This is a genomic window from Gilliamella bombicola, from assembly GCF_900094945.1.
Lineage (GTDB): Bacteria > Pseudomonadota > Gammaproteobacteria > Enterobacterales > Orbaceae > Gilliamella > Gilliamella bombicola.
In genome coordinates this window covers 96,995-122,401 of record NZ_FMAQ01000005.1, presented here as the reverse complement: position 1 = coordinate 122,401, position 25,407 = coordinate 96,995, and the positions used below count along the sequence as shown (strand labels likewise).

General features: G+C 37.9%; 21 protein-coding genes. 12 read left to right on the top strand and 9 right to left on the bottom strand.

Features of this window, described 5'->3' with window-relative positions; genetic code table 11:
* Nucleotides 1-719: 719 nt before the first annotated feature.
* The gene (locus GA0061081_RS06460; protein WP_091348489.1) at nt 720-1,022 is read right to left on the bottom strand and encodes a hypothetical protein; all 303 of its coding nucleotides are present in this window, start codon (nt 1,020-1,022) and stop codon (nt 720-722) included.
* Between the two features lie 42 nt (nt 1,023-1,064).
* Nucleotides 1,065-2,954, bottom strand: a complete 1,890-nt coding sequence (locus GA0061081_RS06455; protein ID WP_425337789.1) for an SLC13 family permease — start codon at nt 2,952-2,954, stop codon at nt 1,065-1,067.
* Between the two features lie 238 nt (nt 2,955-3,192).
* Between GA0061081_RS06455 and GA0061081_RS06450 the strand changes: the two genes are divergently transcribed.
* Complete coding sequence (locus tag GA0061081_RS06450; RefSeq protein WP_091348486.1) at nt 3,193-4,914, top strand: thiamine pyrophosphate-dependent enzyme; 1,722 nt, start codon at nt 3,193-3,195, stop codon at nt 4,912-4,914.
* 45 nt (nt 4,915-4,959) lie between these two features.
* On the opposite strand, the gene edd is transcribed toward GA0061081_RS06450, so the two are convergent.
* Nucleotides 4,960-6,765, bottom strand: a complete 1,806-nt coding sequence (gene edd, locus GA0061081_RS06445) for a phosphogluconate dehydratase (RefSeq protein WP_091348483.1) — start codon at nt 6,763-6,765, stop codon at nt 4,960-4,962.
* A gap of 50 nt (nt 6,766-6,815) precedes the next feature.
* On the bottom strand, nt 6,816-7,343 hold the full coding sequence (locus GA0061081_RS06440; RefSeq protein WP_091348480.1) for a gluconokinase, GntK/IdnK-type: 528 nt from the start codon (nt 7,341-7,343) through the stop codon (nt 6,816-6,818).
* A 291-nt stretch (nt 7,344-7,634) separates the two neighbouring features.
* Here GA0061081_RS06440 and gatA point away from each other — a divergent pair, with 291 nt between their 5' ends.
* From gatA to GA0061081_RS06405, 7 genes are all read left to right on the top strand, one after another.
* On the top strand, nt 7,635-8,087 hold the full coding sequence (gatA, locus tag GA0061081_RS06435) for a PTS galactitol transporter subunit IIA (RefSeq protein ID WP_091348478.1): 453 nt from the start codon (nt 7,635-7,637) through the stop codon (nt 8,085-8,087).
* A 15-nt stretch (nt 8,088-8,102) separates the two neighbouring features.
* On the top strand, nt 8,103-8,387 hold the full coding sequence (gene gatB, locus GA0061081_RS06430; protein WP_091348475.1) for a PTS galactitol transporter subunit IIB: 285 nt from the start codon (nt 8,103-8,105) through the stop codon (nt 8,385-8,387).
* Nucleotides 8,388-8,391: 4 nt separating this feature from the next.
* Entirely contained in the window at nt 8,392-9,774 is a 1,383-nt protein-coding gene (locus GA0061081_RS06425) for a PTS galactitol transporter subunit IIC (protein ID WP_091348472.1), read from the top strand.
* 101 nt (nt 9,775-9,875) lie between these two features.
* Nucleotides 9,876-10,919: an alcohol dehydrogenase catalytic domain-containing protein gene (locus GA0061081_RS06420; protein WP_091348469.1), complete on the top strand. Its 1,044-nt coding sequence runs from the start codon at nt 9,876-9,878 to the stop codon at nt 10,917-10,919.
* A 94-nt stretch (nt 10,920-11,013) separates the two neighbouring features.
* Entirely contained in the window at nt 11,014-11,787 is a 774-nt protein-coding gene (locus tag GA0061081_RS06415) for a DeoR/GlpR family DNA-binding transcription regulator (RefSeq protein WP_091348466.1), read from the top strand.
* A 186-nt stretch (nt 11,788-11,973) separates the two neighbouring features.
* Nucleotides 11,974-12,918 carry a hexose kinase gene (locus GA0061081_RS06410; protein WP_091348464.1) on the top strand — a complete coding sequence of 315 codons (945 nt, stop codon included), beginning with the start codon at nt 11,974-11,976 and terminating at the stop codon, nt 12,916-12,918.
* Between the two features lie 21 nt (nt 12,919-12,939).
* Nucleotides 12,940-13,794: a tagatose bisphosphate family class II aldolase gene (locus GA0061081_RS06405; protein ID WP_091348461.1), complete on the top strand. Its 855-nt coding sequence runs from the start codon at nt 12,940-12,942 to the stop codon at nt 13,792-13,794.
* Nucleotides 13,795-13,955: 161 nt separating this feature from the next.
* Here GA0061081_RS06405 and agp read toward each other — a convergent pair whose 3' ends face one another.
* The 4 genes from agp to GA0061081_RS06385 all read right to left on the bottom strand — a co-directional run bounded on the left by agp (nt 13,956) and on the right by GA0061081_RS06385 (nt 18,482).
* A complete protein-coding gene (agp, locus tag GA0061081_RS06400) occupies nt 13,956-15,215 on the bottom strand; it encodes a bifunctional glucose-1-phosphatase/inositol phosphatase (RefSeq protein ID WP_091348458.1) in 1,260 nt (419 codons plus the stop codon).
* Nucleotides 15,216-15,640: 425 nt separating this feature from the next.
* The gene (locus tag GA0061081_RS06395; RefSeq protein ID WP_209435379.1) at nt 15,641-16,801 is read right to left on the bottom strand and encodes an ABC transporter permease; all 1,161 of its coding nucleotides are present in this window, start codon (nt 16,799-16,801) and stop codon (nt 15,641-15,643) included.
* A complete protein-coding gene (locus GA0061081_RS06390) occupies nt 16,798-17,910 on the bottom strand; it encodes an HlyD family secretion protein (protein ID WP_091348455.1) in 1,113 nt (370 codons plus the stop codon). Before GA0061081_RS06390 ends, GA0061081_RS06395 begins: the two co-directional genes overlap by 4 nt.
* A gap of 74 nt (nt 17,911-17,984) precedes the next feature.
* Entirely contained in the window at nt 17,985-18,482 is a 498-nt protein-coding gene (locus GA0061081_RS06385; RefSeq protein WP_085247173.1) for a MarR family winged helix-turn-helix transcriptional regulator, read from the bottom strand.
* A gap of 289 nt (nt 18,483-18,771) precedes the next feature.
* Between GA0061081_RS06385 and nirB the strand changes: the two genes are divergently transcribed.
* From nirB to cysG, 4 genes are all read left to right on the top strand, one after another.
* Nucleotides 18,772-21,294, top strand: a complete 2,523-nt coding sequence (gene nirB, locus GA0061081_RS06380) for a nitrite reductase large subunit NirB (RefSeq protein ID WP_091348452.1) — start codon at nt 18,772-18,774, stop codon at nt 21,292-21,294.
* A gap of 1 nt (nt 21,295) precedes the next feature.
* Nucleotides 21,296-21,628 carry a nitrite reductase small subunit NirD gene (gene nirD / locus GA0061081_RS06375; RefSeq protein WP_091348449.1) on the top strand — a complete coding sequence of 111 codons (333 nt, stop codon included), beginning with the start codon at nt 21,296-21,298 and terminating at the stop codon, nt 21,626-21,628.
* Nucleotides 21,629-21,655: 27 nt separating this feature from the next.
* Complete coding sequence (gene nirC / locus GA0061081_RS06370; protein ID WP_091348444.1) at nt 21,656-22,426, top strand: nitrite transporter NirC; 771 nt, start codon at nt 21,656-21,658, stop codon at nt 22,424-22,426.
* A gap of 230 nt (nt 22,427-22,656) precedes the next feature.
* Entirely contained in the window at nt 22,657-24,030 is a 1,374-nt protein-coding gene (gene cysG / locus GA0061081_RS06365) for a siroheme synthase CysG (protein WP_091348442.1), read from the top strand.
* Between the two features lie 180 nt (nt 24,031-24,210).
* Here cysG and GA0061081_RS06360 read toward each other — a convergent pair whose 3' ends face one another.
* Nucleotides 24,211-25,233, bottom strand: a complete 1,023-nt coding sequence (locus GA0061081_RS06360; protein WP_167349319.1) for a DUF4272 domain-containing protein — start codon at nt 25,231-25,233, stop codon at nt 24,211-24,213.
* Nucleotides 25,234-25,407 lie beyond the last annotated feature (174 nt).

Here is a 25,407-nt window from a genome sequence, read left to right as displayed (position 1 = left end):
CCTTAACGCCGTATAGGCGGTTTAGAAAATATAATTCTTGCGTAACTTTGTAACGTCGCCCCTTAACGCCGTGTAGGCGTTTAATCAAAATAAAATCAACGATATAATTATAAAAACACAACAATCTTTCCCAAAAACGATGGCTATGTTATTTGTCTTATTCCGGCGTCAGAATGTGCCGACAACAGAGCGAGGTTAGCACGCCAAACAGGGATGTTTGGCGAGGCTATGCTTCGCCGGGAGCGAATCATAGCCGGTGCGTTAAGACCGAGCGGCGGCGGAGGGCAGCCGCAGGCCACATTCTGCAGCCAAAGCGCGGGTTGTCAGGGAATTCGCTTTAATTCCCTGACTCGGACGTGGTCACTGTAACTATTTTGTTCGCTAAAGGTCAAAACGTCCGAAACCACTGCACCCAATCCATCCTATTCACCAACCCAAAAAGGCCTGATTTTACACCCAAAAATCGGTCAGAAAAGGTATTGATTTTATTAAAGTTTTTTCTGGCTGTTTTTTAACAAAAACCGCCTTACAAAAACACAACAATCCTTCCCAAAAAAGATGGTTATGTTGTTTGTCCTATTCCGGCGTCAGAATGTGCCGACAACAGAGCGAGGTTAGCACGCCAAACAGGGATATTTTGTCCTGAACCAAACTATCGTTGACAAATTAATCACAACAGCGATATTGCCATCATTATAGTTTAAATTGGTGAGTGAAAATTACAAAGGTAGACTACGTTTAATCATACATTGTTGATAAACATCAAAAGCTTTTTGATTTAATTTCATACCATACAGATAAAGAATGCCGTAGCATAAAAATGCCAAAAAAACACTATCTTTGTATTTTTTAAACATATTATAGTGTTGTATCAATATTTCATCACTTATTCTATCTAATTTTACTTGCTTTATAATTACGTTACATAACAATCGAATAAATAAGCCTACGAAAGTCAACAGTCCAATAATTAATGCAGCAAAAACTGCAAGTCCCATAATAGTTTGTAAAAAATTCATCATTTTTTAATTCTCTTATTTTTCAATCATTATCATAGCTAGGCTTTAAAACGGAAAAAACACTGGCACTAAAGCAATATCCACCGCCATAACCAAAAACGTTAACGGCACCCCAATTTTAACAAAATCCCCAAAACTATACCCACCCGGTGCAACTACCATGGTTTTTATTGGTGATGATACAGGGGTAATAAATGAGGCGGAGGTGGCAATGGCAACCGTCATGGCAAATGGGTAGGGCGAGTAACCAAATTTTAGTGCTAAATCAATGGCGATTGGCGCAATTAAAATAGCGGTTGCGGTATTGGATATAAATAATCCAATTGTTGAACATAATAAGAAAATAAATGTCAGCACCATATAGGGGCCGAACGAGGATAGGTGAACTTCAAGCCAAGCGGATATGAGCGAAATTCCACCCGTTTTATTGAGAGCGAGTGCAAAAGGCATCATGCCAATAATTAAAATTAAGGTTGGCCAGTGTATTGATTTATAAGCGTTAGTCATGTCAATACAACGCGTGGCGCCCATAAGTAAGCAGGCAATTAAGGCCGCAACTACGTTGGGTACAATGCCGGTAACCATTAAGGTTATCATTATAGCTAAGTTGATTAATGCTGCCGGCGCTTGGCTGCTTGCTGGCGCTATGTCGTCAATGTCTGCGGGGTAGTCTAATACAACAAAATCATTGGTGCGAGTTTGTAATTTTTGAATTGAGCTCCAATCACCACAGACTAATAATGTGTCACTCATTTCTAAACGTTCTTGGAATAGGTTGTTGGTTTCAACCGGAGCGTGATTACGCCATATGCCGATGACTGTTAGGAAGTATTTCCCTCTGAAATCGATTTCGTTGAGTGTTTTGCCACACAGTGTTGATTCTGGTAGTAGAGCAACTTCGGCCATGCCGACTTGTTTTACTTGTTCCGAAAAATACTCACCACGCAATATTTTGGGTTCAAGGTTATTGGTGGTTAAAAAAGTACGGTAATCGGCTTCGGAGTGCGACATGTCTAGTAGTAATATGTCATTTTCACGAAATTCGGTGCAACCATTAACGGGAATTAATACTTTGTGAAATTTACGCCAACGTTCAATACCAATAACATTTACGCCATGCTTGCTACGTAAATGTAAGCCATCGATAGTGCGTCCAACAAAAGGCGAGCCTGCTAGTATTTGTGCTCGATGAGCACGGCCAATTAATTTGTAGTCGCGAATAAGGTCGGTAATTTTGCGTCTTTGCGGTTGGGTGTTGTTTGGGGTGATTTGTTCGGCAGTGAGTAGCCAATTGCGTGTTAGTAGGCAATAAGTCACACCAACAATTAGAACACCAATGCCAATTGGCGTAATCGAGAAGAAGCTGAATTCAGTTAATGCCGAGCGGTTTAATTCACTATTAACAACTAGGTTTGGCGCCGTTGCGACTAATGTCATCATGCCGCTAATGAGTGCTGCTATGCATAGTGGCATCATTAATTTTTTGACATGAATACCTGTATGATTTGCAATGCTAATGGCAACAGGAATAAAGATGGCAACAACGCCTGTTGAGCTCATTATTGAGCCCAGTAAAGCAGCGCCTAGCATGATGCAGGTGATGATGCGTATGTCGTTTTTGCCCGCGATTTTTAATATGTATTCGCTCATTTTGTATGATATGCCGGTTCTGACAAGGCTTTCACCAATAACAAAGAGTAGCGCAATTAAAATGATGTTGGGATCGCTAAATCCTGATAGTGCTTCGGTAGGGGTTAATACGCCTGTGATGGTGATTGCCGTGATGGTGAGTAGGGCGATAATGTCCATTCTTAATTTGCTGAATGAAAACATTAAAATAGCTATTAATAATAATAAACAGACGGTAATCAGCTGATAGTATTCAATAATGTTATTCGGTAAGAATTGTGTAATTGATGATACTAAATTATGCACAGGTGACAAATGTTCCACAAAAAGTAGCTCTATAAATGTCGATTAGATTTTGCACATAATACCTTGATTTATTGCAATAGGGAATATTTTTGCATTAAGTTTATATGACAAAATTTGTTCTATTATGACATTTTTAACATTTTTTGCTGTTTTTTTTATCGCCTATTCGCTTTATCGAAAAGTAGGTGTAATTTAAGTAATTTAAATTATTTAACCCGTAACTTTTTTAGGAGAAAGTATGTCGTCAAAAAAAACCGTTGCACAAATAATTGTTGATGTTTTGTCCGAAGCTGGTGTTAAACATTGTTATGGTATTGTTGGTGATACCTTGAATTATATTACCTCTTCTATTAAAAAAAGTAATATCGAATGGGTGCATGTCCGCCATGAAGAGGTCGGTGCTTTTGCAGCAGGAGCAGAAGCATATTTAACTGACCAAATTACGGCTTGCGCCGGTTCGTGTGGGCCGGGGAGTTTGCATTTTATTAATGGTATTTACGAAGCTCAACGTAATAAAGTGCCGGTTATTTTATTGGCAAGTCAGCTAGTGACTTCACAAAAAGGTACTGATTTTCCGCAAGAAGTCGATTTTGAATCTATTTATAAAAACTGTTCTGTATTTTGTCAGGAAATCAATGATCCTACTCAAGCAAGACAAATAACGACAGCCGCAGTTCAAGCCGCAATTAATCAACGCGGTGTGGCGGTTTTAGTGATACCTTACAATATTAGTTTAGTTAAGGTGGAGGATAATAGCGGGCATAAGATTTATCACCCTAAACCGGTTATTCGCCCATCTAATGAAGAGCTTAATCAAATTGCTGAAATACTCAATAAAAATCAAAAAATCGCGATTTTTGCTGGGCAAGGTGTCTGTGAAGCTCATGATGAACTTGTTGGGCTTGCTGAAAAATTAAAATCGCCTATTGTGCATACTTCTAGAGGTAAGGATTTTGTTGAATATGATAATCCGTATAATGTGGGTATGACGGGAATGTTTGGTATGGAGTCGGGAACGACGGCGATTAAAGAATGTGATGTGCTGCTTATGTTAGGTGCTGATTTTGCATGGTCGCAGTTTTATCCAGATAAAGCCACTATTATTCAAGTTGATATTGATGCGACCCATCTAGGACGACGTCATCCTGTGAGCGTTGGGGTTGTTGGTAGCAGTAAACCAACGTTGGCAGCTTTAATTCCTTTAGTGGATGAAAAAAAAGATACTAGTTTTGTAGAAAAATGCCGTGAATTGTATACCAAATCAATGAATAAATTGAATAAGAAAGCAGTGCCTTCGCAAACAACAATTCATCCTCAATATTTAACAGAACTTGTTGATAAATATGCAACAGATGATGCCGTGCTCTGTGCCGATGTTGGTTCCGCTATGGTTTGGGCTTGTCGGCATTTTAATACCAATGGAAAAAGGCGCACAGTAATTAGCCTAAAACATGGCACAATGGCAAATGCAATGCCACAAGCATTAGGTGTTCAAAAAGCATTTCCTAATCGGCAAGTTATTACTTTATCAGGTGATGGGGGTATTAGTATGTTGATGGGTGACTTGTTAACCACAATTCAAGAAAAGTTGCCAATCAAAATTATTGTGCTTAATAATAGTTCTCTCAACTTTGTCGAATTGGAGCAGAAATCTGAAGGGTTGGTTGATCACTATACCGATTTACAAAATCCTAATTTTGCTAAAGTTGCCGAATCCATGGGACTATTTGCCATAAGAGTTGATAGCTCTGATTTACTTGAGGAGGCGATGCAATCATTTTTATCACATCCCGGCCCTGCCTTGTTAGATGTGAAAACCAGCTCTAATGAGTTAGTAATGCCGCCTGAAATTCTACCATCGCAAGTTATGGGGATGGCTCTTTATAGCGTAAAAGCTTCATTACACGGGAAAATGGGGGATGTTGTTAATTTGCTGGTAGATAATTTTATCAAGAAGTAATTTATACTTAAGATCTCTGCCGCTATATGCGGCAGAGTGTTGGTACTAGAAGCTGACAGCGCCTTCTTCTGCTGAGGTTAAATTTTCACGGATAATAGTGAAAAGTTCACGTCCACAACCTTGATGAGAATCGGTGAGATCAAATGGGGCTGGTTGGCGTTTGGTTAGTTCTGCTTCGTCGACAAGTAGTGTGATTTCGCCAGTTTGGCCATTAACGCGGATTATGTCGCCGTCTTGGACTTTACTTAATAAACCACCATCATAAGCTTCTGGTGTGACATGGATAGCTGCCGGCACTTTGCCAGACGCGCCCGATAGTCGACCATCGGTTAATAAGGCAACTTTGTAACCTTTATCTTGTAGTACGCCTAGCGGTGTGATCAGTTTATGCAATTCTGGCATGCCAATGGCTTTGGGGCCTTGATAGCGTACAACAACTACGCAGTCTTTATCTAATTTGCCTGCTTTATATTCAGCATCTAAATCGTATTGGCTATTGAAAACAACGGCTGGGGCTTCGATAATTTGGTGCTCTGGCGCAATAGCCGATGTTTTCATTACCGCCCGCCCAAGGTTGCCTGACATGACTTTTAGCCCACCATGTGAGTTAAATGGTTTGTTTATTGAAGCAATGACGTTTTCGTCTAATGATTTGGTTGGACCTTCGCGGAAAACAAGTTGGCCATTTTCTAATATTGGTTCTTTGGTATAGCGGCTTAGGCCGTGGCCTGCAACTGTTTCAACATCTTCATGTAGTAAACCACCTGCCAATAATTCCCTCACTAATAAAGCTGTGCCACCAGCTGCTTGGAAGTAGTTGATGTCGGCGGGACCATTTGGGTAAATTCGACAAAGTAGTGGTACGGCAGTTGATAGGTCTGATATATCATCCCAATTAATAATAATTCCTGCCGCTTTTGCCATCGCTACTATATGCATCGTTAAATTGGTTGACCCACCGGTTGCGAGTAATGCAACGAGTCCATTGACGATGACCTTTTCGTCCACCATTTTGCCAACAGGCATGTAATTACCTGATTGTTGGGTTAAGCGAGTAATTTGTTTGGCCGCTGCGTTGGTTAATTCAAAGCGCAATGCCGTTTCTGGCTGAACAAATGCAGCACCGGGTAAATGTAATCCCATTAATTCAATTACCATTTGGTTACTGTTGGCGGTGCCATAAAAGGTACATGTTCCGCTAGTGTGATACGAGGCAGATTCTGATTCTAATAAATCTTCGCGCGTTGCTTTACCTTCTGAATAAAGTTGGCGAATTCGGACTTTTTCTTTATTCGCTAATCCTGATGGCATTGGTCCTGCTGGTATGAAAATGGCAGGTAAATGTCCAAAGGTTAATGCGCCGACAAATAATCCCGGTACGATTTTGTCGCAAATGCCAAGGTATAAAGCGCCATCAAACATGTTGTGTGAAAGGCCAACTGCAACAGACATGGCAATGATGTCTCGGCTCATTAATGACAGCTCCATTCCGGGTTCACCTTGGGTTACGCCATCGCACATTGCCGGTACTCCTCCCGCCATTTGTCCAACCGCGCCCACTTCGTGAAGCACTTTGCGGATTTGTTCAGGGTAAAATTCGTAAGGTTTGTGCGCTGAAAGCATGTCGTTGTAAGAGCTGATGATGCCAATGTTGCTTTTTAATATATTTTTTAGATCGTTTTTGTCATCAATACAACAAGCGGCAAAACCATGGGCCAAATTACTACAAGGTAAACTGGCGCGGGTGACTTTGTTGCGCATTGCCTTTTCTATTTTTTGTAAATAAGCTTCGCGCGATGCTTTTGAACGTTCAATAATTCTTTTTGTTACAGCTTGGACAGTTGAATTCACATTGACCTCTTCTTTGTTCGCTTATGTTTTCTTTTCTTTTCTTTTCTTTTTTAGCAATGGCATGTTGCGCGTATTACTTGCTCAGTATCATGCACAACGTCTTTTAATGGTTGCTCAATGTTGATGTTGTAGACATCTTTTTCATCGGCTGTTGGCTCTTCAAGTGTATCAAATTGCGATTGAAGCATGCCGGTTTTTTGGTAGTGGCCTGTGCGTTTCGCTAGGCGTTCAGCGATGACATCGAAACTGCCTTTTAAATAAATAAAATGTACGTTTTCATTTTCACCACGAATAATATCTCGATATTTTCGTTTTAACGCCGAGCAGATAATAATCGAAACATCGTTAACATTACTCATGGCAAATGCGGCATTGCTGATTAAGTTAAGCCAAGGCATTCGATCTTCATCATTTAAAGGCGTGCCACTGCGCATTTTTAAAATATTGGCTTTAGGATGTAAAAAATCGCCATCTAAAAACGCGGCATCTAAGTTATAAGCTACTTGTTTGGCTACCGCTGATTTACCACAACCCGATACACCCATTAATACAAAAACTTGTTTGTTTTTTTTCGTCATTGCTGTTCCTTAGTATACCTTTGATTGTTACGGGTAACATTTTTGCACGTTAATCTTTTTTTGCAATTGAAAAAAGTTTTTTTTGTGATCTGGATCAGATTTTATTTTTAATTCTTAAATAGTCATTTATCTATTTTTTTGCTCTTTACATTGAAAAATAGATTTCGATCACAAAAATACAAATCCCTATTTGCTTTTTAATTCGAAAGTAAATAGTATTTCGATATTGCTTTTGTTTTCGAAAGTTGTAATTTAAAACCTTAAATAAGAAAACAATAGTGGAGGGCAATGATGAATAAATGTCAGCTTCTTTTCGAAGACAATCTTAAATTTGACAATGAATTAGAGGCATTAACTTATATTAGCGAGCAATTACAACACAAGGGGATTGTCAAAGAAAGCCATTTGCAAGCTTTAATTGAACGGGAAGTATTATTTCCAACAGGTATTGCTTTTGATGGGTATGCTGTGGCGATTCCGCATTGTGAAGCAACGCATGCTAATACACCGGCAATCTTTATTGTTCGGACTCAAACACCGGTTGCTTTTAATCGAGCCGATGATGACAGCACCGTTGATGTTTCACTGATTATTTCACTTGTTGTTACTGCGCCAGAAGATCAAATTGAACTATTAAAAGCACTTTTTTCAAATTTACAAAATGAAGACTTCTATCAATTTTTATTAAATGCTCAGCAAAATGAAATAGCGGTGCGTTTTAATAACGTGATATTTAATCAATAAGTTTCAGGAGGCATTATGAAAAAAAAGATTATTGTTGCTTGTGGCGGTGCGGTTGCAACATCAACTTTGGCTGCCGAAGAGATAAAAGAGTTATGCAGCGAAAATAACATTCAACTTGACCTCATTCAATGTCGTATTAATGAAATTAATACGTTTATTGATGATGTTGATTTGATTTGTACTACAGCCAGAATGGATCAACATTTTGGGGATATTCCAATTGTTCATGGCATGCCTTTTGTATCTGGTGTGGGTATCGACCAGTTAAAAGAAAAAATTTTATCTATTTTAAAAGGATAAATCTATGTTTACTGAAATTATGCAGTACATTTTGGATCTTGGTCCATCGGTGATGTTACCTATTGTGATTATCCTATTTTCGTTAGTGCTAAGAATGAAAGTAGGTGATGCATTAAAAGCAGGGATTCATATAGGGATAGGGTTTGTTGGTATCGGTCTAGTCGTTGGCTTGTTAACCAGATCGGTTGGGCCGGCAGCTCAAGCGATGGCCGAACGATTTGATATTAGCCTAAATGTTATTGATGTTGGTTGGCCAGGGGCTGCACCAATGACTTGGGCATCACAAATTGCTTTAGTTGCCATTCCTATCGCAATTGCAGTGAATATTGTTATGTTAGTTTTAAGGTTAACTCGAGTGGTTAATGTAGATATTTGGAATATATGGCACATGACCTTTACCGGCGCGCTGGTTTACATTGCAACCGGCTCTTACTGGCTTGGTATTGCAGGGGTTATTGTTCATGCCATTATTGCTTATAAACTGGGTGATTGGTTTGCCAAAGATACCAAAGATTTTTTTGAGCTTGACGGTATTGCGGTTCCTCATGGTACGTCTGCATATTGTGGCCCAATTGCTGTTTTTGTTGATGCTGTCATTGAAAAAATACCAGGCATTAATAAGATTAATTTTAATGCTGTTGATATGCAAAAACGGTTTGGTGCGTTTGGTGAGCCGGTTACTGTTGGCTTATTTATGGGCATCATATTAGGTTTATTAGCTGGGTATGGTGTGAAAGAAACGCTACAACTAGCGATTCAAACTGCAGCGGTAATGTTATTAATGCCACGGGTAATTAAACCTATTATGGATGGATTAACACCGATCTCTAAACAAGCACGTAAACACTTGCAATCCAAATTTGGTGGGCAAGATTTTCTTATTGGTTTAGATCCCGCATTGTTATTAGGGCATTCAACGGTGGTATCGGCGAGTTTAATTTTTATTCCATTAAGTATTTTTATCGCCATCATCCTACCTGGTAATGAAGTTTTACCTTTTGGTGATCTGGCAACTATTGGCTTTTTTATTGCAATGGGGGTTGCGGTGCATCAAGGGAATCTGTTTAGGATCATTGTTTCAGGCTCTATTATTATCGCCATTACACTTTGGATTGCCACCCAAATGGTTCCATTGACTACTCAACTAGCCATTAATGCAGGCACGATGACTACGAATAATGGTGTTTCGGTTGGGGCAATGGATCAAGGTGGGTCACCCATTACTTATCTTATGGTTCAGTTGGTCAACTTGAAACAACCTATTGGTTTTGCCCTTATTGGATTGTTTTACCTTTTCTGCTTATTTTTGACATGGAAACGTGCCCAAAAATACCAGTTATTTCTAAAAAATCAATCATTAGCTCAAGAAGATGGAGTAATAAAATAATCCCAAAACAGTCATCACCAAAATCAATCAGAACGCTTTCACTCAGTAACGAGTGAAAGCAATACATCAACGTAATTTGTTTACCAATAAAGGAAAATAACATGAAAGCGGTTGTTGTCAACGAAGGGGGAGCTTTATCTATACAAAATATAGAAATGCCCAAAATAACATCTCCAGATCAAATTTTAGTTAAAGTGGCTTATTGTGGATTATGTGGTTCAGATATTCCGCGTATATTTCACCATGGTGCTCATTTTTACCCGATTACACTTGGTCATGAATTTAGTGGCACAGTTGTGGATACGGGGCATGGCGTGACTGAGTTTGACAATGGTGATTTAATCTGTTGCGTACCATTATTGCCATGCTTCAAATGTGATGAATGTCAAAAGCATTACTATTCACTCTGTAAAAATTACACTTTTGTGGGTTCAAGGATAGCCGGTGGCTTTGCGGAGTATATTGTATTAGATAAGAAAAATGCATTTAAATTACCTAAAGGTATCAGTCCGCTTGAGGGTGCTTTTTTTGAACCAATGACCGTTGGTATGCATGCTTTGTTATTGGCTGATGGATGTGAGGGCAAAAATGTTGTCATCGTTGGTGGTGGTACAATTGGATTACTTGCAATGCAATGCGCCAAGGCAATGGGAGCTAAATCAGTTGCGGTTATTGATATTAACCAGCAGCGCCTCGATCTTGCCAAAAAATTAGGTGCTGATGCGGTATATCATTCTCAAAAACTTAGCTCCGAAGCGATTCACCAAGCTTTATCTTCATCACGCTTTGATCAAGTTGTATTAGAAACCGCAGGTTCACCTGTTACAGTCAACTTGTCGATTGAAATTGCAGGCCCTAGAGCGAAGATAGCCTTGGTGGGGACACTTCATCATGATATTACACTTCCAGAAAAAACTTTCGGACTGATTTTACGGAAAGAGTTACAAATTTTAGGCAGTTGGATGAACTATTCAGCGCCATGGCCAGGTAAAGAGTGGCAACTAGTAAGTCAGTACTTTATAGATGGAAAAATTAAACTTGATGAGCTGATTGCTGGCATGGGTGACTTTGATTCATTTATTAAACAAGTGACTGCCTTAAATGGTCGCCCTATGAATGGCAAAATTTTATTAAATTGCATGTAATTATTTTGATTTAAGTCAGCCATTGAAAATGAAACCTTATCTTTTGATTCTGTTTGTTATACACTGCTAAAAAATTTTCGAAAAAGGAAATAATATGAATGCAAGTGAAAGACGCCAACAGATAGTAGAACTTCTTAATATGAAAGGAACGGTGTTAGTTTCTGATTTGTCGGAACAGTTCAATGTTTCGGAGGTCACAACCAGAACCGATCTAAGATTGCTAGAAAAACAAGGAGTGCTAACACGATTTCATGGCGGAGCAACCAAAATCATAAATAACGGAGACTTAAAATCATTTAAAGAACTGCAATTAGAAGAACGTTATCAGCGATTTATAGAAGCTAAAAAACGTATTGCAATTGAAGCGGTTAAATATGTTAAAGAAGGTGATACTATTATTTTAGATAGTGGTAGTACTACTATGTTGATAGCTGAAGAACTGGTAAAATTGAAGCATATTACTGTGATTACCAATAGTCTTACTTCTGCATTTATATTATCAGACAATAGTGACATTATGCTATTTATGTGTGGTGGTACACTTAGACATAAAACGCGTTCTTTTCATGGAAAAATTGCTGAGCAATCGTTAACTGGCATCTCTGCTGATATTTTGTTTGTTGGTGCAGATGGAATTGATGCAAAAAGAGGAATAACAACGTTTAACGAAGGTTACACTATCAGCAGTGTTATGGCTAATGCCGCTAACAATGTGATTGCCGTGCTAGATTCATCAAAATTTGGGCGTAATGGTATTAATGTTGTGTTACCACTTAGCCAACTCAATACCATTATTACCGATACTGATGTTGACAATAGTTGTAAACAAGAATTTGTAGAAAAAGGTATTAAATTAATAGAGGTTTAATATTTGTGTTTACAATAGTGTACTTTTTAATATGCTTAATTGGTCAATAAATATTTATAATAATTAAATGGTTAGTTTTTATAAATGTGAACAATAAAATCGTTTTTTTCTAGCCAAGTCGATTTAATGATATTGATCATTTAAGCTTGTTATTTCTCACAACGATATGAATGCGTAGGTGAGAATATGATATTAACAATTACGATGAACCCTTCGGTGGATATATCGTATCCATTAAATAAGTTTGTGATTAATGATATTAATCGAGTCTCAGAGGTAAAAAAAACCGCAGGAGGTAAAGGGCTTAATGTAACTCGAGGCATTAAATACTCAGGTATTCCCGTTCTTGCATCAGGAATTATTGGTGGAACGACTGGCGAGTACATTCAAAAACAATTAGATAAAGATAATATCAATTACAACTTTTATATCACTCAACATGAATCAAGAAACTGTATTGCCATTTTACATGAGGGAAATCAAACTGAAATCCTAGAGTCAGGGCCTGTATTAGATAGTTATGATGTCAGTGTTTTTCTGGAACACTACCAGAATTTGCTTAGCCAAGCTCAGGTTATTACTATTTCAGGGTCATTGCCACAAGGGTTTCCAGTTGATTTTTATACTCAATTAATTGAAAAGGCAAATAAGTATCAGATCCCAGTATTGCTAGACTCATCGGGTAAAATGTTATTGGAAACGCTCGTGTCTAAAAATAAACCTTTTTTAATCAAACCCAATAAAGATGAACTACAGCAGATTATTCAAATGGATATCGATCCAAATGATGTAACTTCATTAGTTAAAGCCATCAATCATCCTTTATTGAATGATATTGCTTTTATCATCATCTCATTAGGTAAAAATGGCGCTTTTGCTCGTTGTCATCACAACTATTACCAAGTTTCAATTCCTAAAATTAACGTGGTGAATCCTGTTGGATCGGGGGATGTTACGTTATCTGGGCTTGCTGTCAGCATCCATGAAAATGAAACTGTAGAGGTAATGCTTAAACGTGCGATGACTATGGGAATGCTAAATGCAATGGAATCGCAGACCGGTTTTGTCAATATGGGTAATTATGACAAGTATTATCAACAAGTTAAAGTCACAAAGATCATTGCAAAATAACAGATTAATGAGGATTAAATTATGTATCTTATTTCTAGTCAAGAGATGTTAAAAAAAGCTCAACGTGAATGTTATGCTGTACCTGCATTTAATATACACAACCTTGAAACCATCCAAGTTGTTATTGATACAGCTAAACAGATGCAATCCCCCGTGATACTTGCAGCAACGCCAGCAACTTATAGTTACGCAGGAATACAGTATTTAATCAGTATTTGTAAAACAGCAGCAAGCATTCACCATTTTCCTTTTGCATTACATTTGGATCATCATGAAAATATCAGTGATATTCAAACAAAAATAGAGGCAGGAATTCGCTCAATTATGATTGATGCTTCGCATCACCCCTTTGAAGAAAACATTGACATAGTTAGTAAAATGGTTGCTTTTAGTCATAAATATAATGCCAGTGTTGAAGCCGAACTAGGTCGATTAGGCGGGCAAGAAGATGATCTTATTGTCGATCATAAAGATAGCGCTTTTACTGATCCCGATGCCGCTAAAGAATATGTTGAACGAACTCGGATTGACTCTTTAGCGGTGGCAATCGGTTCAGCACATGGCCTATATAAAGGTGAGCCAAAACTGGATTTTGATCGTTTAGCAAAAATCCGCAATAAAGTTGATATTCCTTTAGTCTTACATGGTGCATCCGGTATTCCTGAACAAATGGTTAAGCAGTCAATTTCTTTGGGCATTTGTAAAGTGAATGTGGCAACCGAATTAAAAATTGCTTTTTCAGATGCTTTAAAACAAGATTTTAAACTCCATCCTGACGCCAACGATCCTAGGCACTATATGCAGCCGGCAAAAGCCGCCATGAAAAAAATTGTTGAAGATAAAATTCGCATTTGCGGTAGTGCAGGTAAATTATAATATGAAAGATTAAGGCGTTGTTTTGAATTAGCAGAAACGTTAATAAATTAATTACCAGCAGGTGATCTCTGCTGGTTGAAATGTGTTAAGTGACGGCAATTTAATTATTCATAAGTATTGAAATCATAATCAAATACGGCTTACTATGAATGATTTATTGTTTATTTAATGATATCTCCCATTACCTGTTTAAACGTTGAAAAAGAACAGAACCCCTTCGCATTAGTTGGGCAGTTTGTCATGATTAGCGTAACTTTTTGTGGTGGATTATTACGATTTAATGGTGATAAATTGCGAATTTGTTCAGTGGATTGGTAAAAGTATTCTATTTTCATTAAATTCTCACCACTACGATTGTCGCGCCATTTTTCAAATACGACTTTACCTCCGATCGGTGTGGTTTCAAATTGATTAGGCAAGTTATAGGATTGAATTTGCATAGCGGAAAATAATGAAGCAACATTGGAATCGTGCCCCACTAAAAGAGTGAATTTAGCTGTGTCTCCATTGTCAGTAAAAGCGTGATTAATATAATTCACTAAATTTGCAGAAACATGTTTTGCCACGGTAGGTGAGCCAAATAGTACGGTATTATAATGCTCTTTAATAGCAACAAGTTGTTTTAACTGTTGCTCATCTTTTATTTTACCCCAAGCAATCTTTTTTAAAGGTGTTCCTTCATAATATTGTAAAATGAAGGCGTCAGCAATTGATGTGCCGGTACGCAGTGGTCCAGTAATGCCTGGTTCTTTTCCTTTTTCTATTATTAATTCTGTTGGTAAATCAATAAAGTCGCACTGTTTGTCAGTTATGCAATTAGTTGATTTTTGATAATCAATTATCTTAGCCATATTTTGATATGCGTTGTTAAGTTTTTTATTTAAACCTGTAATACCATTTACATCCGCATTTTGGTTAATTGAAGCAATAGCAGCCTGCTTAAATTCAACACTGTCATCTCTAATTACAGGGGAAAATAAGGGATCCATTTGACCAAGTTTTTCTTTATGAACGATAGGTAAAATACATCCGGGGAAGGCACCGACAATAAAAAACTGACCTGTTGCAATAGTTCGTTGAAGACTATTAGTATAAATATAAACATCTTTTTCGTTTGGACAGTTATCGGCGGTTAATAATTTATTATCGGCTAACCACTGACTAAAATAGTGGCCAAAATAGCTTTCTAATGCTCCTCCTCGTGTCGTTAAATAACTGGCTGGCGTATCCCACTGTGGCCATTGATTGGGGGTGATTTTTCCTAGAGTACTTGTTGGACTAGCTAACGGAGCACGTAAACCATGGCGACTAAAAACCACAACTTGCTCTAAAGTGTAATCATCATGGCTATCTGCTGCATATGTTGAAAATGATACAATACATGCTAAACCGAATATCCCTTTTAATACTATTTTTTTCATATGTTTTCCTCTGAATTATATAGATGATGATTTCATTGATGCAATGCTTAATTTTTTTATGGTAATTGTTGTCTGCACAATGTTTTTATAAGAATAAAAACTGATTTTCGGTATTTGAGTTTTAATTGGATTATGCAATAACGGCTTTCTTTATTTTTTGTAAAAAGATAATCCTTGATAAGAATAAAAGAAATGAAATTTTATGCTATAAGTGATGGTGCTCACAAATTTTCCCCTTTATGAGCAAGATAGTTGAAATTTACAGTCGTTTAGAATAGAAACATAATAGGTTTTGTGCTTAATTAAGTATGATGAGTGAATTAGGCTTTTTTTAATATAGATAATTTTATTGATTATTTTGTTTCGAGCGAGGCATTGTTATTTTTTATAATGCTTAAAACGCTCGAAACTAAAACCACTAATAATTATGATGCATTAGCTGTCTTTTTGACTCGCTCAACAAACATCATTACCACAAAAGCAATAACCGTTAAATAGATGATGTAAGCCCCATAAGTTGCTAACATATCAATCAGTGAACGCCCTCGCATGGCAAAATCACGGAAAAATCGAAATAACCAAACTAATGGAAATGCGTGGCTAATGTAGTATGTCCAAATTGGCATAATACCCACTGCCATTGTTGATCCCCCCATAATAAACCCCGGCGGAACCAAGAAGATCATTCGGCCCGCACCTTCGCCCGGGTTTTTTGTTGTCCAAGAAAGTAAAAAGGCTAACCAACCAAAAGCAAGCCCTGTCATAAATACACTTGGTACAAAAGCAAAATAGTTACCTTCAAAACGCAGTTGTCCAAATATTACCAGTATAGCGGTAATAAGGGTTAATGCGGTTGTGTAAAATAGCGCATAAGGAATTGTTCTTGCTAATAAAGATAAGAAGCCTCTTTCTATGGCCATTTGCCACATGCCGGTTACTTTTAATCGACCAATAATCATTAATGAGGTTAACCCGTAAGTTAATGATGAAAAAAAGTAAACAAAATAAATAATTGTTGAAATTGTCGATGAACTCGCTGGATTAAACAGGTAGCGTGTTTTAAGTTGCATGGGTGATAAGGTCGCTTCAATGCCTTCTTTACCAAGCCCTAATGCGGCGATTTTACCAACACTCAGTTCGGCGCCTAATTCAGGAATATATTCATTAAGACTTTGTAGTACTTTGGCATTTTGTGCATCATTGGTGTCATCAGCAAAATAACCTAGGCGAACGGTTTGCTCGCCTTTTTTTAAGCTTTTTTCTAAGCCTTTAGGAATATATAAAACACCTAAATTACGGTCGTGTGAAACTAAGGTTATGGGGTTTACTGGCGATCTTATGACCTCGGTTACTTCAATGTAAGGTGATGTATTGACTTTACTAATTAATTCCGTCGAATAATTTGAGCCGTCAAGGTCAATCACTGCAATTTTACCTTCAAATACGGCTCCATGACTTAATACAATAGAAAACACCAGCGAAACAATGGCCGCTAAGCCAAGCGAAACTTTATAATAAGGGATAAAGTGACCTGACAACATGGCGTCAAGTTCTTCAAGCATAGATTTAATGATGTTTTGCATCATTGATCCACCTCAAGTGTCATTCCGGTTAATAGTTTTGGAATCGATTCTATGTAAATTCTAACTTGATAAGAGGTTAGATCGGCTTGACCACGTTCTCGTGTCATACGTAAATCGGCAAATGATGGCGCAGCGGTGGCAAAGCGGACTTTACCTTTTACTTCTTTATTTAGCGCAATCACATTAGCGGTGATAGTTGTGTCAGGTTGATAATCATTCACCATTTTTTCATTCACATAAATGTCGATATATTTGCGGTTAGTCTCTAACAATACTGCTGGTGCACCGTTGGGTACCATTTCGCCATCTTCAAACATCAGTTTTAATATTTTTCCATCTTCAGGTGCTGTTAACGTTAGTCGTTCATAATTGAGTTGTAACTGTTTTAATTCAGCTTCACCTTGCGCAAGTTGTGCCTTAAGCTGTGCTAATTGATTTTGGCGATTTTGGAGCTTTTGCCGTGCAATTAAGATGGACTTTAATGTCATACCGGTTGCATTTTGTGTTTGTTCAAATTGGCTGATTTGTTCTGGTGTTGCACCAATCATTAAAGTCGATAATTGGCTTTCAATTTGCACAACTTGCATTTTGGCATTAATAAATGCATTACGTGCATTATCAAGTTGTGACTGTGAGTTGCCACCTGTTTTGCGTAATTGGGTTTGGCGATCAAATTCAGTTGTCGCTAAATTGCGAGCAGATTTTGCTGCTTCTAAATTGGCTTGTACTTCTTCAATTTTGCGCCAAGTTGTTAATTCTGAAAGGTTAGTTTCGTTTTCCGTAATTTCAATAGCGGCTTGTTCTTGATTGACTGCTGCTTTTTGGCTATCAACTAAAGCTTGTAAGCGATCGATAGCCAGCTTGGTATCGATGTCTTCTAATTGCATTAACCGATCACCTTTTTTAACCATTTGTGACTCTTGCACAAATCGTTGGGTGACTTTTCCGCCGACATTTTGAAAGGCAATATTAATTTCGTCAGCTGTTAATACGCCAGATTTAATGCTTTTGGCAACAGATACCGCATCATTTCTTGAACCTACAAAGATTAAAAATGAGCCAAAAATGAGTAGAAGTAAAAAGATAACAGGAATTTTGACATTTTTTTTCATATATAGCTTATTTTCCATTTATTTAGTCAGCTAACTATTTAAGTAAAAAGAATGACTTTAATGATTAAAGTCCGTTATTTTCGTAATAATTTGCGCAACATCGCGATTAAAGACTCTTGTTCTTGCGAGTTTAGCACCTGCGCAAAAGCGCGAATTGATTTAAGGTGGTTAGGCAATGCCTCTTGAATCAGCCTTTCACCTGCATCTGTTAAGGTGATTAGACGAGAACGACCATCTTCACCACTTTTTGTCATCGAGATTAAAGGCGCTGGAGATGCCAGCATGCGTTTAACCATGACAGATACCGTCGCCGGTGTTACGCCAATGCGCAAAGCAAGATCGCTGGCACAGGTTTCACCTTCTGAATACAGTGACATCAGTAGGGCAAATTTACCCTCAGAAACGCCGTAATCTTTATCTAATTGTGCATAGATATTTGCGCGAATGAGATCGGCGGTTGTGATTAAACTTAAAACCAGATCAACACCAGAAACTTCAACAATGTCATTATTAAATCTTTGTGCACGCGCTAAGGTTTCACGTGAAGGAAGCTTTCTAGAATTGTAATTCAATTATCATTACTCAATTTATTTAGTCGGCTAATTATAAACATTTAATTATGGTTGGCAACTTTTTTAGCTGTTTTTATTGATTTGCTGGGTAATTAAGTCGGGTATTTTGATAGGTATTTTTGATTTTTATCTATTTTTAAACAAGCCTTAACTTCAAATTATGACTTCAACAATCACTTTTACTACTAAAGTGGTAATCCTTGAGGGTAGTTATAATCTGTACAAAGTTTCATACAATGTTATCAAAATAAAATTAAATCATTAAATTAAAATAAAATTGGAGTTTTGTATGAGTAAAACCAATCTCGTTATTATTGGTAATGGGATGGTTGGGCATCGTTTTGTCGAAGAGTTAATTGATAAAAAGCAGTCCAATCAATTCAATATTACTATTTTCTGTGAAGAGCCACGTCTTGCCTATGATCGGGTGCATCTTTCTTCTTATTTTTCTGGGCATACTGCCGAAGCGCTTTCTCTGGTTCGTGAAGGATTATACCAAGAGAATAATATTAATATTTTACTTAATGAACGGGCTATATTAATCAATCGTCAGCGTAAAGAGGTGCATTCTCAACAAGGGCGAATTGTTGCTTATGATAAATTGATTATTGCGACAGGATCTTATCCTTGGGTGCCGCCGATTAAAGGGGCTGATGGTTCGGATTGTTTTGTTTACCGTACGATAGAAGATCTTGATGCCATTCGGGAATGTGCAAAGCGTTGTAAAAAAGGCGCTGTTGTGGGCGGTGGCTTGTTAGGGCTTGAAGCTGCGGGCGCTTTGAAAAACTTAGGTATGCAAACGCATGTGGTTGAGTTTGCTCCAGTGTTAATGGCTGAACAGCTTGATGTGCAAGGCGGAGAACAATTACGTCGTAAAATTGAGGAGATGGGAGTCGGGGTTCACACCAGTAAAAATACCCAAGAAATTATTCATTCCCCTGAAGGTAAAATCATGCAATTTGCAGATGGTTCTGCACTTGAAGTCGATTTTGTTGTTTTTTCAACTGGTATTAGAGCAAACGATAAATTAGCTCAAGAGTGTGAGTTAGAAATCGGTCCACGCGGTGGGATTGTGATTAATGATTATTGTCAAACATCAGATTCTGATATTTATGCTATTGGCGAATGTGCTTGTTGGCAAAGCAAGGTTTTTGGTTTGGTTGCACCAGGCTATAGAATGGCTCAGATTGCCTTAGCCCATTTAATGGGGCAAGCTGATAAATTTGAAGGCGCCGATATGAGTGCCAAGCTAAAACTGATGGGGGTCGATGTTGGTAGTATTGGTGATGCTAAAGCGAAAACTGTGGGCAGTCGTAGTTATGTTTACTTAGATGAGACAACGCCCGTTTATAAAAAATTAGTTGTTTCGGGTGATAATAAAAAACTCTTGGGTGCGGTATTGGTCGGCGATACGTCGGATTATAGTAATTTATTACAATTAATGCTTAATGATATGGATCTGCCCGAACACCCTGATACGTTGATACTACCAGCACATGCAGGTGCAAAGCCGGCTATGGGGGTTGATGCGCTTCCCGATTCAGCACAAATTTGTTCGTGTTTTGATGTGACTAAAGAAAAAATTATCCATGCGATTAATGCAGGTTGTCATACAGTTGCAGCCATTAAGGCAGAAACTAAAGCGGGCACTGGATGTGGTGGCTGTATTCCATTAGTTACGCAAATTCTTAATTTGGAATTAGCTAAACAAGGGATCGAGGTTAGCGATGCTTTATGTGAACATTTTAAATACTCGCGCCAACAGTTATATCATTTAATTCGTGTTGAGGGCTTAAAGTCATTTGATGAAGTGATTAAAAAACATGGTAATGGCTACGGTTGTGAAGTTTGTAAACCTACAGTTGGATCGTTATTAGCCTCATGTTGGAATGATTATATTCTTAAAGATAATTTAATTCCTTTGCAAGATAGTAATGATATTTTCTTAGGTAATATTCAAAAAAATGGTACTTATTCTGTTATTCCCCGCAGTGCAGGTGGCGAAATTACACCAGAAGGATTAATTGCCATTGGTCAAATCGCTAAAAAATATCAACTCTATTCTAAAATTACCGGCTCACAGCGTATTGGTCTATTTGGTGCACAAAAAGATGATCTGCCTGCTATTTGGAAAGATCTAATAGAAGCAGGGTTTGAAAGTGGTTATGCTTATGCCAAAGCGTTAAGAATGGCGAAAACCTGTGTGGGTAGTACTTGGTGTCGATTTGGTGTAGGTGATAGTGTGGGATTAGGGGTAGAACTTGAAAACCGCTATAAAGGTATTCGTGCACCGCATAAATTTAAATTGGGTGTATCTGGTTGTACGCGTGAATGTGCCGAAGCGCAAGGTAAAGATATTGGGGTGATTGCCACTGAAAAGGGGTGGAATCTGTATGTGTGTGGTAATGGGGGAATGAAGCCTCGTCACGCCGATTTACTTGCTGCGGATCTCGATAAAAATACACTAATTCAATATATCGATCGTTTTTTGATGTTTTATATTCGCACTGCAGATAAATTACAGCGAACGTCAGTTTGGCTTGAAAATCTAGAAGGCGGTATTGATTATTTACGGAGCGTTATTATAGACGATAAGTTAGGTGTTAATGCAGAGCTAGAAAGTGAGATGGCACGCTTACGTAAATTAATGGTATGCGAATGGAAAGAAACGGTTGAAAATAATGCAAAACAAATTCGATTTGCGCATTTTATTAACAGCAGCAAACGGGATGAGAATGTGCAAATTGTACCTGAACGCGATCAGCATCGACCAGCTACAGCAGAAGAACGTAAAGTAATATTAGGGGAATAATATGAGTCAATGGATAACTATTTGTAAACTTGATGATATTTTGCCAGGCACTGGCGTTTGTGCTCTTGTCGGTAATGATCATGTTGCTATCTTCCGTCCTTATAATAATGCTGAGCTTTATGCGATTAGTAATATTGATCCTTTTGCTAAGGCCAGTGTTTTATCTCGTGGCATTATTGCGGAGCACGAAAATCAGTTATGGGTGGCAAGCCCACTAAAAAAACAACGGTTTCGTTTAAAAGATGGCTATTGTTTTGAAGATGAACAATACTCGATCGCTCATTATGACGTAACCGTTAATGACGATGGGATAGTACAAGTAAAATCGCACTAAACTTATTTTTAAAAGGACAAAGTTATTATGTATACAGAAACAATTAATAAATGTGCAGCCAATGCTGCGCGCATTGTTCGTTTGGCAAAAACAAATCCATTTGGTTTTTGGGTAAGTTCTGCTATGGCTGGGGCTTATGTAGGGCTTGGTATTATTTTAATTTTTACTTTAGGAAATCTTGTTGATCCGGCAATCAGACCGTTAGTTATGGGGGCAACGTTTGGTATTGCATTAACATTGGTTGTTATAGCCGGATCGGAATTATTTACTGGGCATACCATGTTTTTAACTCTGGGTGTTAAATGCAAAAAAATCACCCATGGTCAAATGTGGTTGGTATTACCGCAAACATGGTTAGGTAATTTATTAGGATCAATTTTTGTAGCTGCATTGTATTGTTATGCGGCAACGCCTTTATTATCCACTGATACCAGCTTGGTTCATACCGCAGCATTAGCCAAAACATCGGCTACGGCGTCTGCATTATTTTTTAGAGGCGTGTTATGTAACTGGCTAGTTTGTTTAGCAATTTGGATGGCTAATCGAGTTGAAGGCTCGGCAAAATTTATTGCTATCTGGTGGTGTTTATTAGCATTTATCGCTTGTGGTTATGAACACTCGGTTGCAAATATGACCTTATTTGCACTTTCGTGGTTTGGTCATCATAGTGAAGCTTACACATTAACTGGAATTGGTTATAATTTGTTATGGGTCTCATTAGGAAATCTTGTCTCTGGCGCATTATTTATGGGGCTAGGATATTGGTATTCAACGCCGAAAGCAGAGCGCCCAGCATAACCACTTAATTAACGAGATGTTATTACCATAATCAACCTAGGGGGGAATGTATAATGAATAATTCCCCTTCTTTTAAAAAGTGCTAAATTGTTTAGTCTTCTATTTTGTGTTAATTGCTATTAATGATACAAAATAGCGGGGTGATTAAAATAGGCTAATTAATAAAGTTCTATTATTAAAGGCTAGGTGTTGGTGAGTTTTAAACAGAGAATGTTCTATTTTGAGGTGTTATGGATTATTTCCCCCTATTTTGTAAGTTAGAAAATCGTGATTGTTTATTAGTTGGTGGTGGTGAAGTCGCTGAACGTAAGGCGCGATTATTGCTTGAAGCGGGTGCTTGTATCACAGTGAATGCGCAAACATTTAATGAACAATTTATGTGTTGGCATGAGCAAAAACAACTTACCCTAGCTCAAGGGGAATTTAATGCTGAATTACTTGATAATAAGTGGCTAGTCATTGCTGCGACAGATTGCCAAGAGACTAATCAAAAAGTGAGTATTGAGGCTGAAAAACGATGTATTTTTTGTAATGTTGTTGATGCTCCTAAAGCGGCAAGTTTTATTATGCCTTCGATTATTGATCGTTCTCCTATTATGGTTGCCGTCTCTTCGGAAGGACATGCCCCTGTTTTGGCCAGATTATTGCGCGAAAAACTAGAGTCTATATTACCTCAACATTTAGGTAAATTAGCTAAATATGCTGGTTATTTACGCGATAAAGTTAAACTAACCTACCAAACAATGACGGAACGACGTCGTTTTTGGGAAAGACTCTTTTCGCATGATAGATTAGCTCAAGCGCTTGCTAATAGTGATTCTGATGATGTTGAAAAACTCACGAATGAGTTATTTGATACATCACTTGATGCCCGTGGCGAAGTAGTTTTAGTTGGCGCTGGGCCTGGTGATGCGGGATTATTGACGTTAAAGGGATTACAACAGATCCAACAAGCGGATATTATTGTCTATGATCGATTGGTCTCAGATGACATTATGAATCTTGCTCGTCGAGATGCTAAGCGTGTATTTGTTGGTAAACGCGCCGGATTCCATTGTGTTCCCCAAGATCAAATAAACCAGATTCTTTTACAGCAAGCGCAAAAAGGTAAGCGTGTTGTACGCCTAAAAGGCGGCGATCCCTTTATTTTTGGTCGTGGCGGTGAAGAGCTTGAAACATTATTTAACGCCGATATTCCTTTTTCTGTCGTACCTGGAATTACGGCCGCTTCAGGTTGCTCTGCCTATAGTGGCATCCCATTAACGCATCGAGATTATGCCCATAGTGTGCGTTTAATCACCGGTCATTTAAAAGACGGTAGTCACCTTGATTGGCAAAGCCTAGCGGCTGAAAAACAGACGTTAGTGTTTTACATGGGATTGTCGCAAGCTGAAAGTATTGAAAAACAATTAATTAAGCATGGTATGAATGCAAATACGCCTGTAGCTATTGTTGAAGAAGGCACTACGACAAAACAAAAAGTAGTATCGGGATTATTATGTGATTTAACACAATTATCTTTGCAAGCTTGTAGCCCAAGTTTAATTATTATTGGACCTGTTGTGGCATTACGTGAAAAACTGAGTTGGTTTTCTGAACATTAATTGGAATAGGCAGGTCAGTTTTAGTTGTGCACAATTCTACGATTGTATTTTTTCGCCACTTATAAAAGGTTCAGTTATTTACTTTAAAAAATGGCTAATGAAATGAATCATTAGCCAATGAGTAAAGTATCTATCAATTTAATATGGGCATGATGCTAGCCAAATGATGAGATAAAAATATCAGGTTGGGGTATCAACATCATCCCAATCTGCATTTTCAAAGCAAGTTAACCAATTTAATGCATAATGGCGTTCTTGAATAACATCACTTATAATCGATGCAGGTGGTTGCTTATCTTTCATTCGAAAATCTGTGGTTATCCAATGTAAGCGGTAGTGCAAATCTAAAGCATCTAACAATTCACTAACAGGTCTTAAGGTCACTGTAGACATGTCTTGCTCACTATGTTGCATTCCTTCGTCAACTAGCGATGAAACATTACAGATAGTATCAGCAAAAGGGAGCTCAGATTGCCAATTGATTGCCCATTGTAAAGGTAATAATGCTTCGTATTTCCAAGACATATCGATCACATCTTGCTCTGTTGGTTGCCCGCTATAAATAAAGTCATGTTCATTATTTGATAAAGCCGCAAATCCTATTGGGCAACGTTCTTTAAATTCCATCGGATTAATCGGATCATTCTCGCGAAAACTTTCGGCTTGAATACCTGTTAACATTATCGCTAAAGCACGTTTAGCTACCTCATCAGGCGTTCTAAGAATTACTTCGGATTCGGCAATAACCGGTGGTAAATGTGTCGGCGTATGCAATCCCAATTTGGCTAAATACTGCTCCGTTTTCGTTTTGCGCTTTAATGCTTCTGGTGGGTAAGGGATAACTGCATCTAAATCAATATCACCATCAGGATATTGCAATACTTCTCCATCAGGATTACGAATAGTTCCATCCTGCATCAATATAATGGCATTTGCCTGCCAGCCCCAAGTGGTAAATTCACCGAAATTATCTTCTTCAATCTCAAAGGCAAATTGATGTTTAACTCGTTGGATATGGCGATACAAAGCATAACGATGTGAATTCATCTGTCCATCTCCTGCTTGCATGACATAACCGATAAAACCATCAAGATGTTTCATCAATTCAGAATCATCTAATCCGCGATGATATAAACGTTCACAAGGGAAATCAATGGCTGGTGGATGCGTTACTGTAGAATAAGCATTGATCAATATTGGCATTTCAAACATTCCTATTTTAGATTTTGTGTGTTTTATGGCTATAACTAGCGGCTATTTGTTTATCCAATTCTATTATAAGTTATTGTACTTTTGTAGTTTTTAATGACCATGCTCCATTTTTGTGTTTTGTAATTATCTTATTAAGGATTAGGCATGAAGATTTATCTATTTTTA

Bases quoted from the DNA above. Each gene is read 5' to 3' on its own strand.
- GA0061081_RS06460 (WP_091348489.1), bottom strand. From the start codon at position 1,022: ATGATGAATTTTTTACAAACTATTATGGGACTTGCAGTTTTTGCTGCA.
- GA0061081_RS06450 (WP_091348486.1), top strand. From the start codon at position 3,193: ATGTCGTCAAAAAAAACCGTTGCACAAATAATTGTTGATGTTTTGTCC.
- GA0061081_RS06440 (WP_091348480.1), bottom strand. From the start codon at position 7,343: ATGACGAAAAAAAACAAACAAGTTTTTGTATTAATGGGTGTATCGGGT.
- gatA (WP_091348478.1), top strand. From the start codon at position 7,635: ATGAATAAATGTCAGCTTCTTTTCGAAGACAATCTTAAATTTGACAAT.
- gatB (WP_091348475.1), top strand. From the start codon at position 8,103: ATGAAAAAAAAGATTATTGTTGCTTGTGGCGGTGCGGTTGCAACATCA.
- GA0061081_RS06425 (WP_091348472.1), top strand. From the start codon at position 8,392: ATGTTTACTGAAATTATGCAGTACATTTTGGATCTTGGTCCATCGGTG.
- GA0061081_RS06420 (WP_091348469.1), top strand. From the start codon at position 9,876: ATGAAAGCGGTTGTTGTCAACGAAGGGGGAGCTTTATCTATACAAAAT.
- GA0061081_RS06415 (WP_091348466.1), top strand. From the start codon at position 11,014: ATGAATGCAAGTGAAAGACGCCAACAGATAGTAGAACTTCTTAATATG.
- GA0061081_RS06410 (WP_091348464.1), top strand. From the start codon at position 11,974: ATGATATTAACAATTACGATGAACCCTTCGGTGGATATATCGTATCCA.
- GA0061081_RS06405 (WP_091348461.1), top strand. From the start codon at position 12,940: ATGTATCTTATTTCTAGTCAAGAGATGTTAAAAAAAGCTCAACGTGAA.
- agp (WP_091348458.1), bottom strand. From the start codon at position 15,215: ATGAAAAAAATAGTATTAAAAGGGATATTCGGTTTAGCATGTATTGTA.
- GA0061081_RS06395 (WP_209435379.1), bottom strand. From the start codon at position 16,801: ATGATGCAAAACATCATTAAATCTATGCTTGAAGAACTTGACGCCATG.
- GA0061081_RS06390 (WP_091348455.1), bottom strand. From the start codon at position 17,910: ATGAAAAAAAATGTCAAAATTCCTGTTATCTTTTTACTTCTACTCATT.
- nirB (WP_091348452.1), top strand. From the start codon at position 18,772: ATGAGTAAAACCAATCTCGTTATTATTGGTAATGGGATGGTTGGGCAT.
- nirD (WP_091348449.1), top strand. From the start codon at position 21,296: ATGAGTCAATGGATAACTATTTGTAAACTTGATGATATTTTGCCAGGC.
- nirC (WP_091348444.1), top strand. From the start codon at position 21,656: ATGTATACAGAAACAATTAATAAATGTGCAGCCAATGCTGCGCGCATT.
- cysG (WP_091348442.1), top strand. From the start codon at position 22,657: ATGGATTATTTCCCCCTATTTTGTAAGTTAGAAAATCGTGATTGTTTA.
- GA0061081_RS06360 (WP_167349319.1), bottom strand. From the start codon at position 25,233: ATGCCAATATTGATCAATGCTTATTCTACAGTAACGCATCCACCAGCC.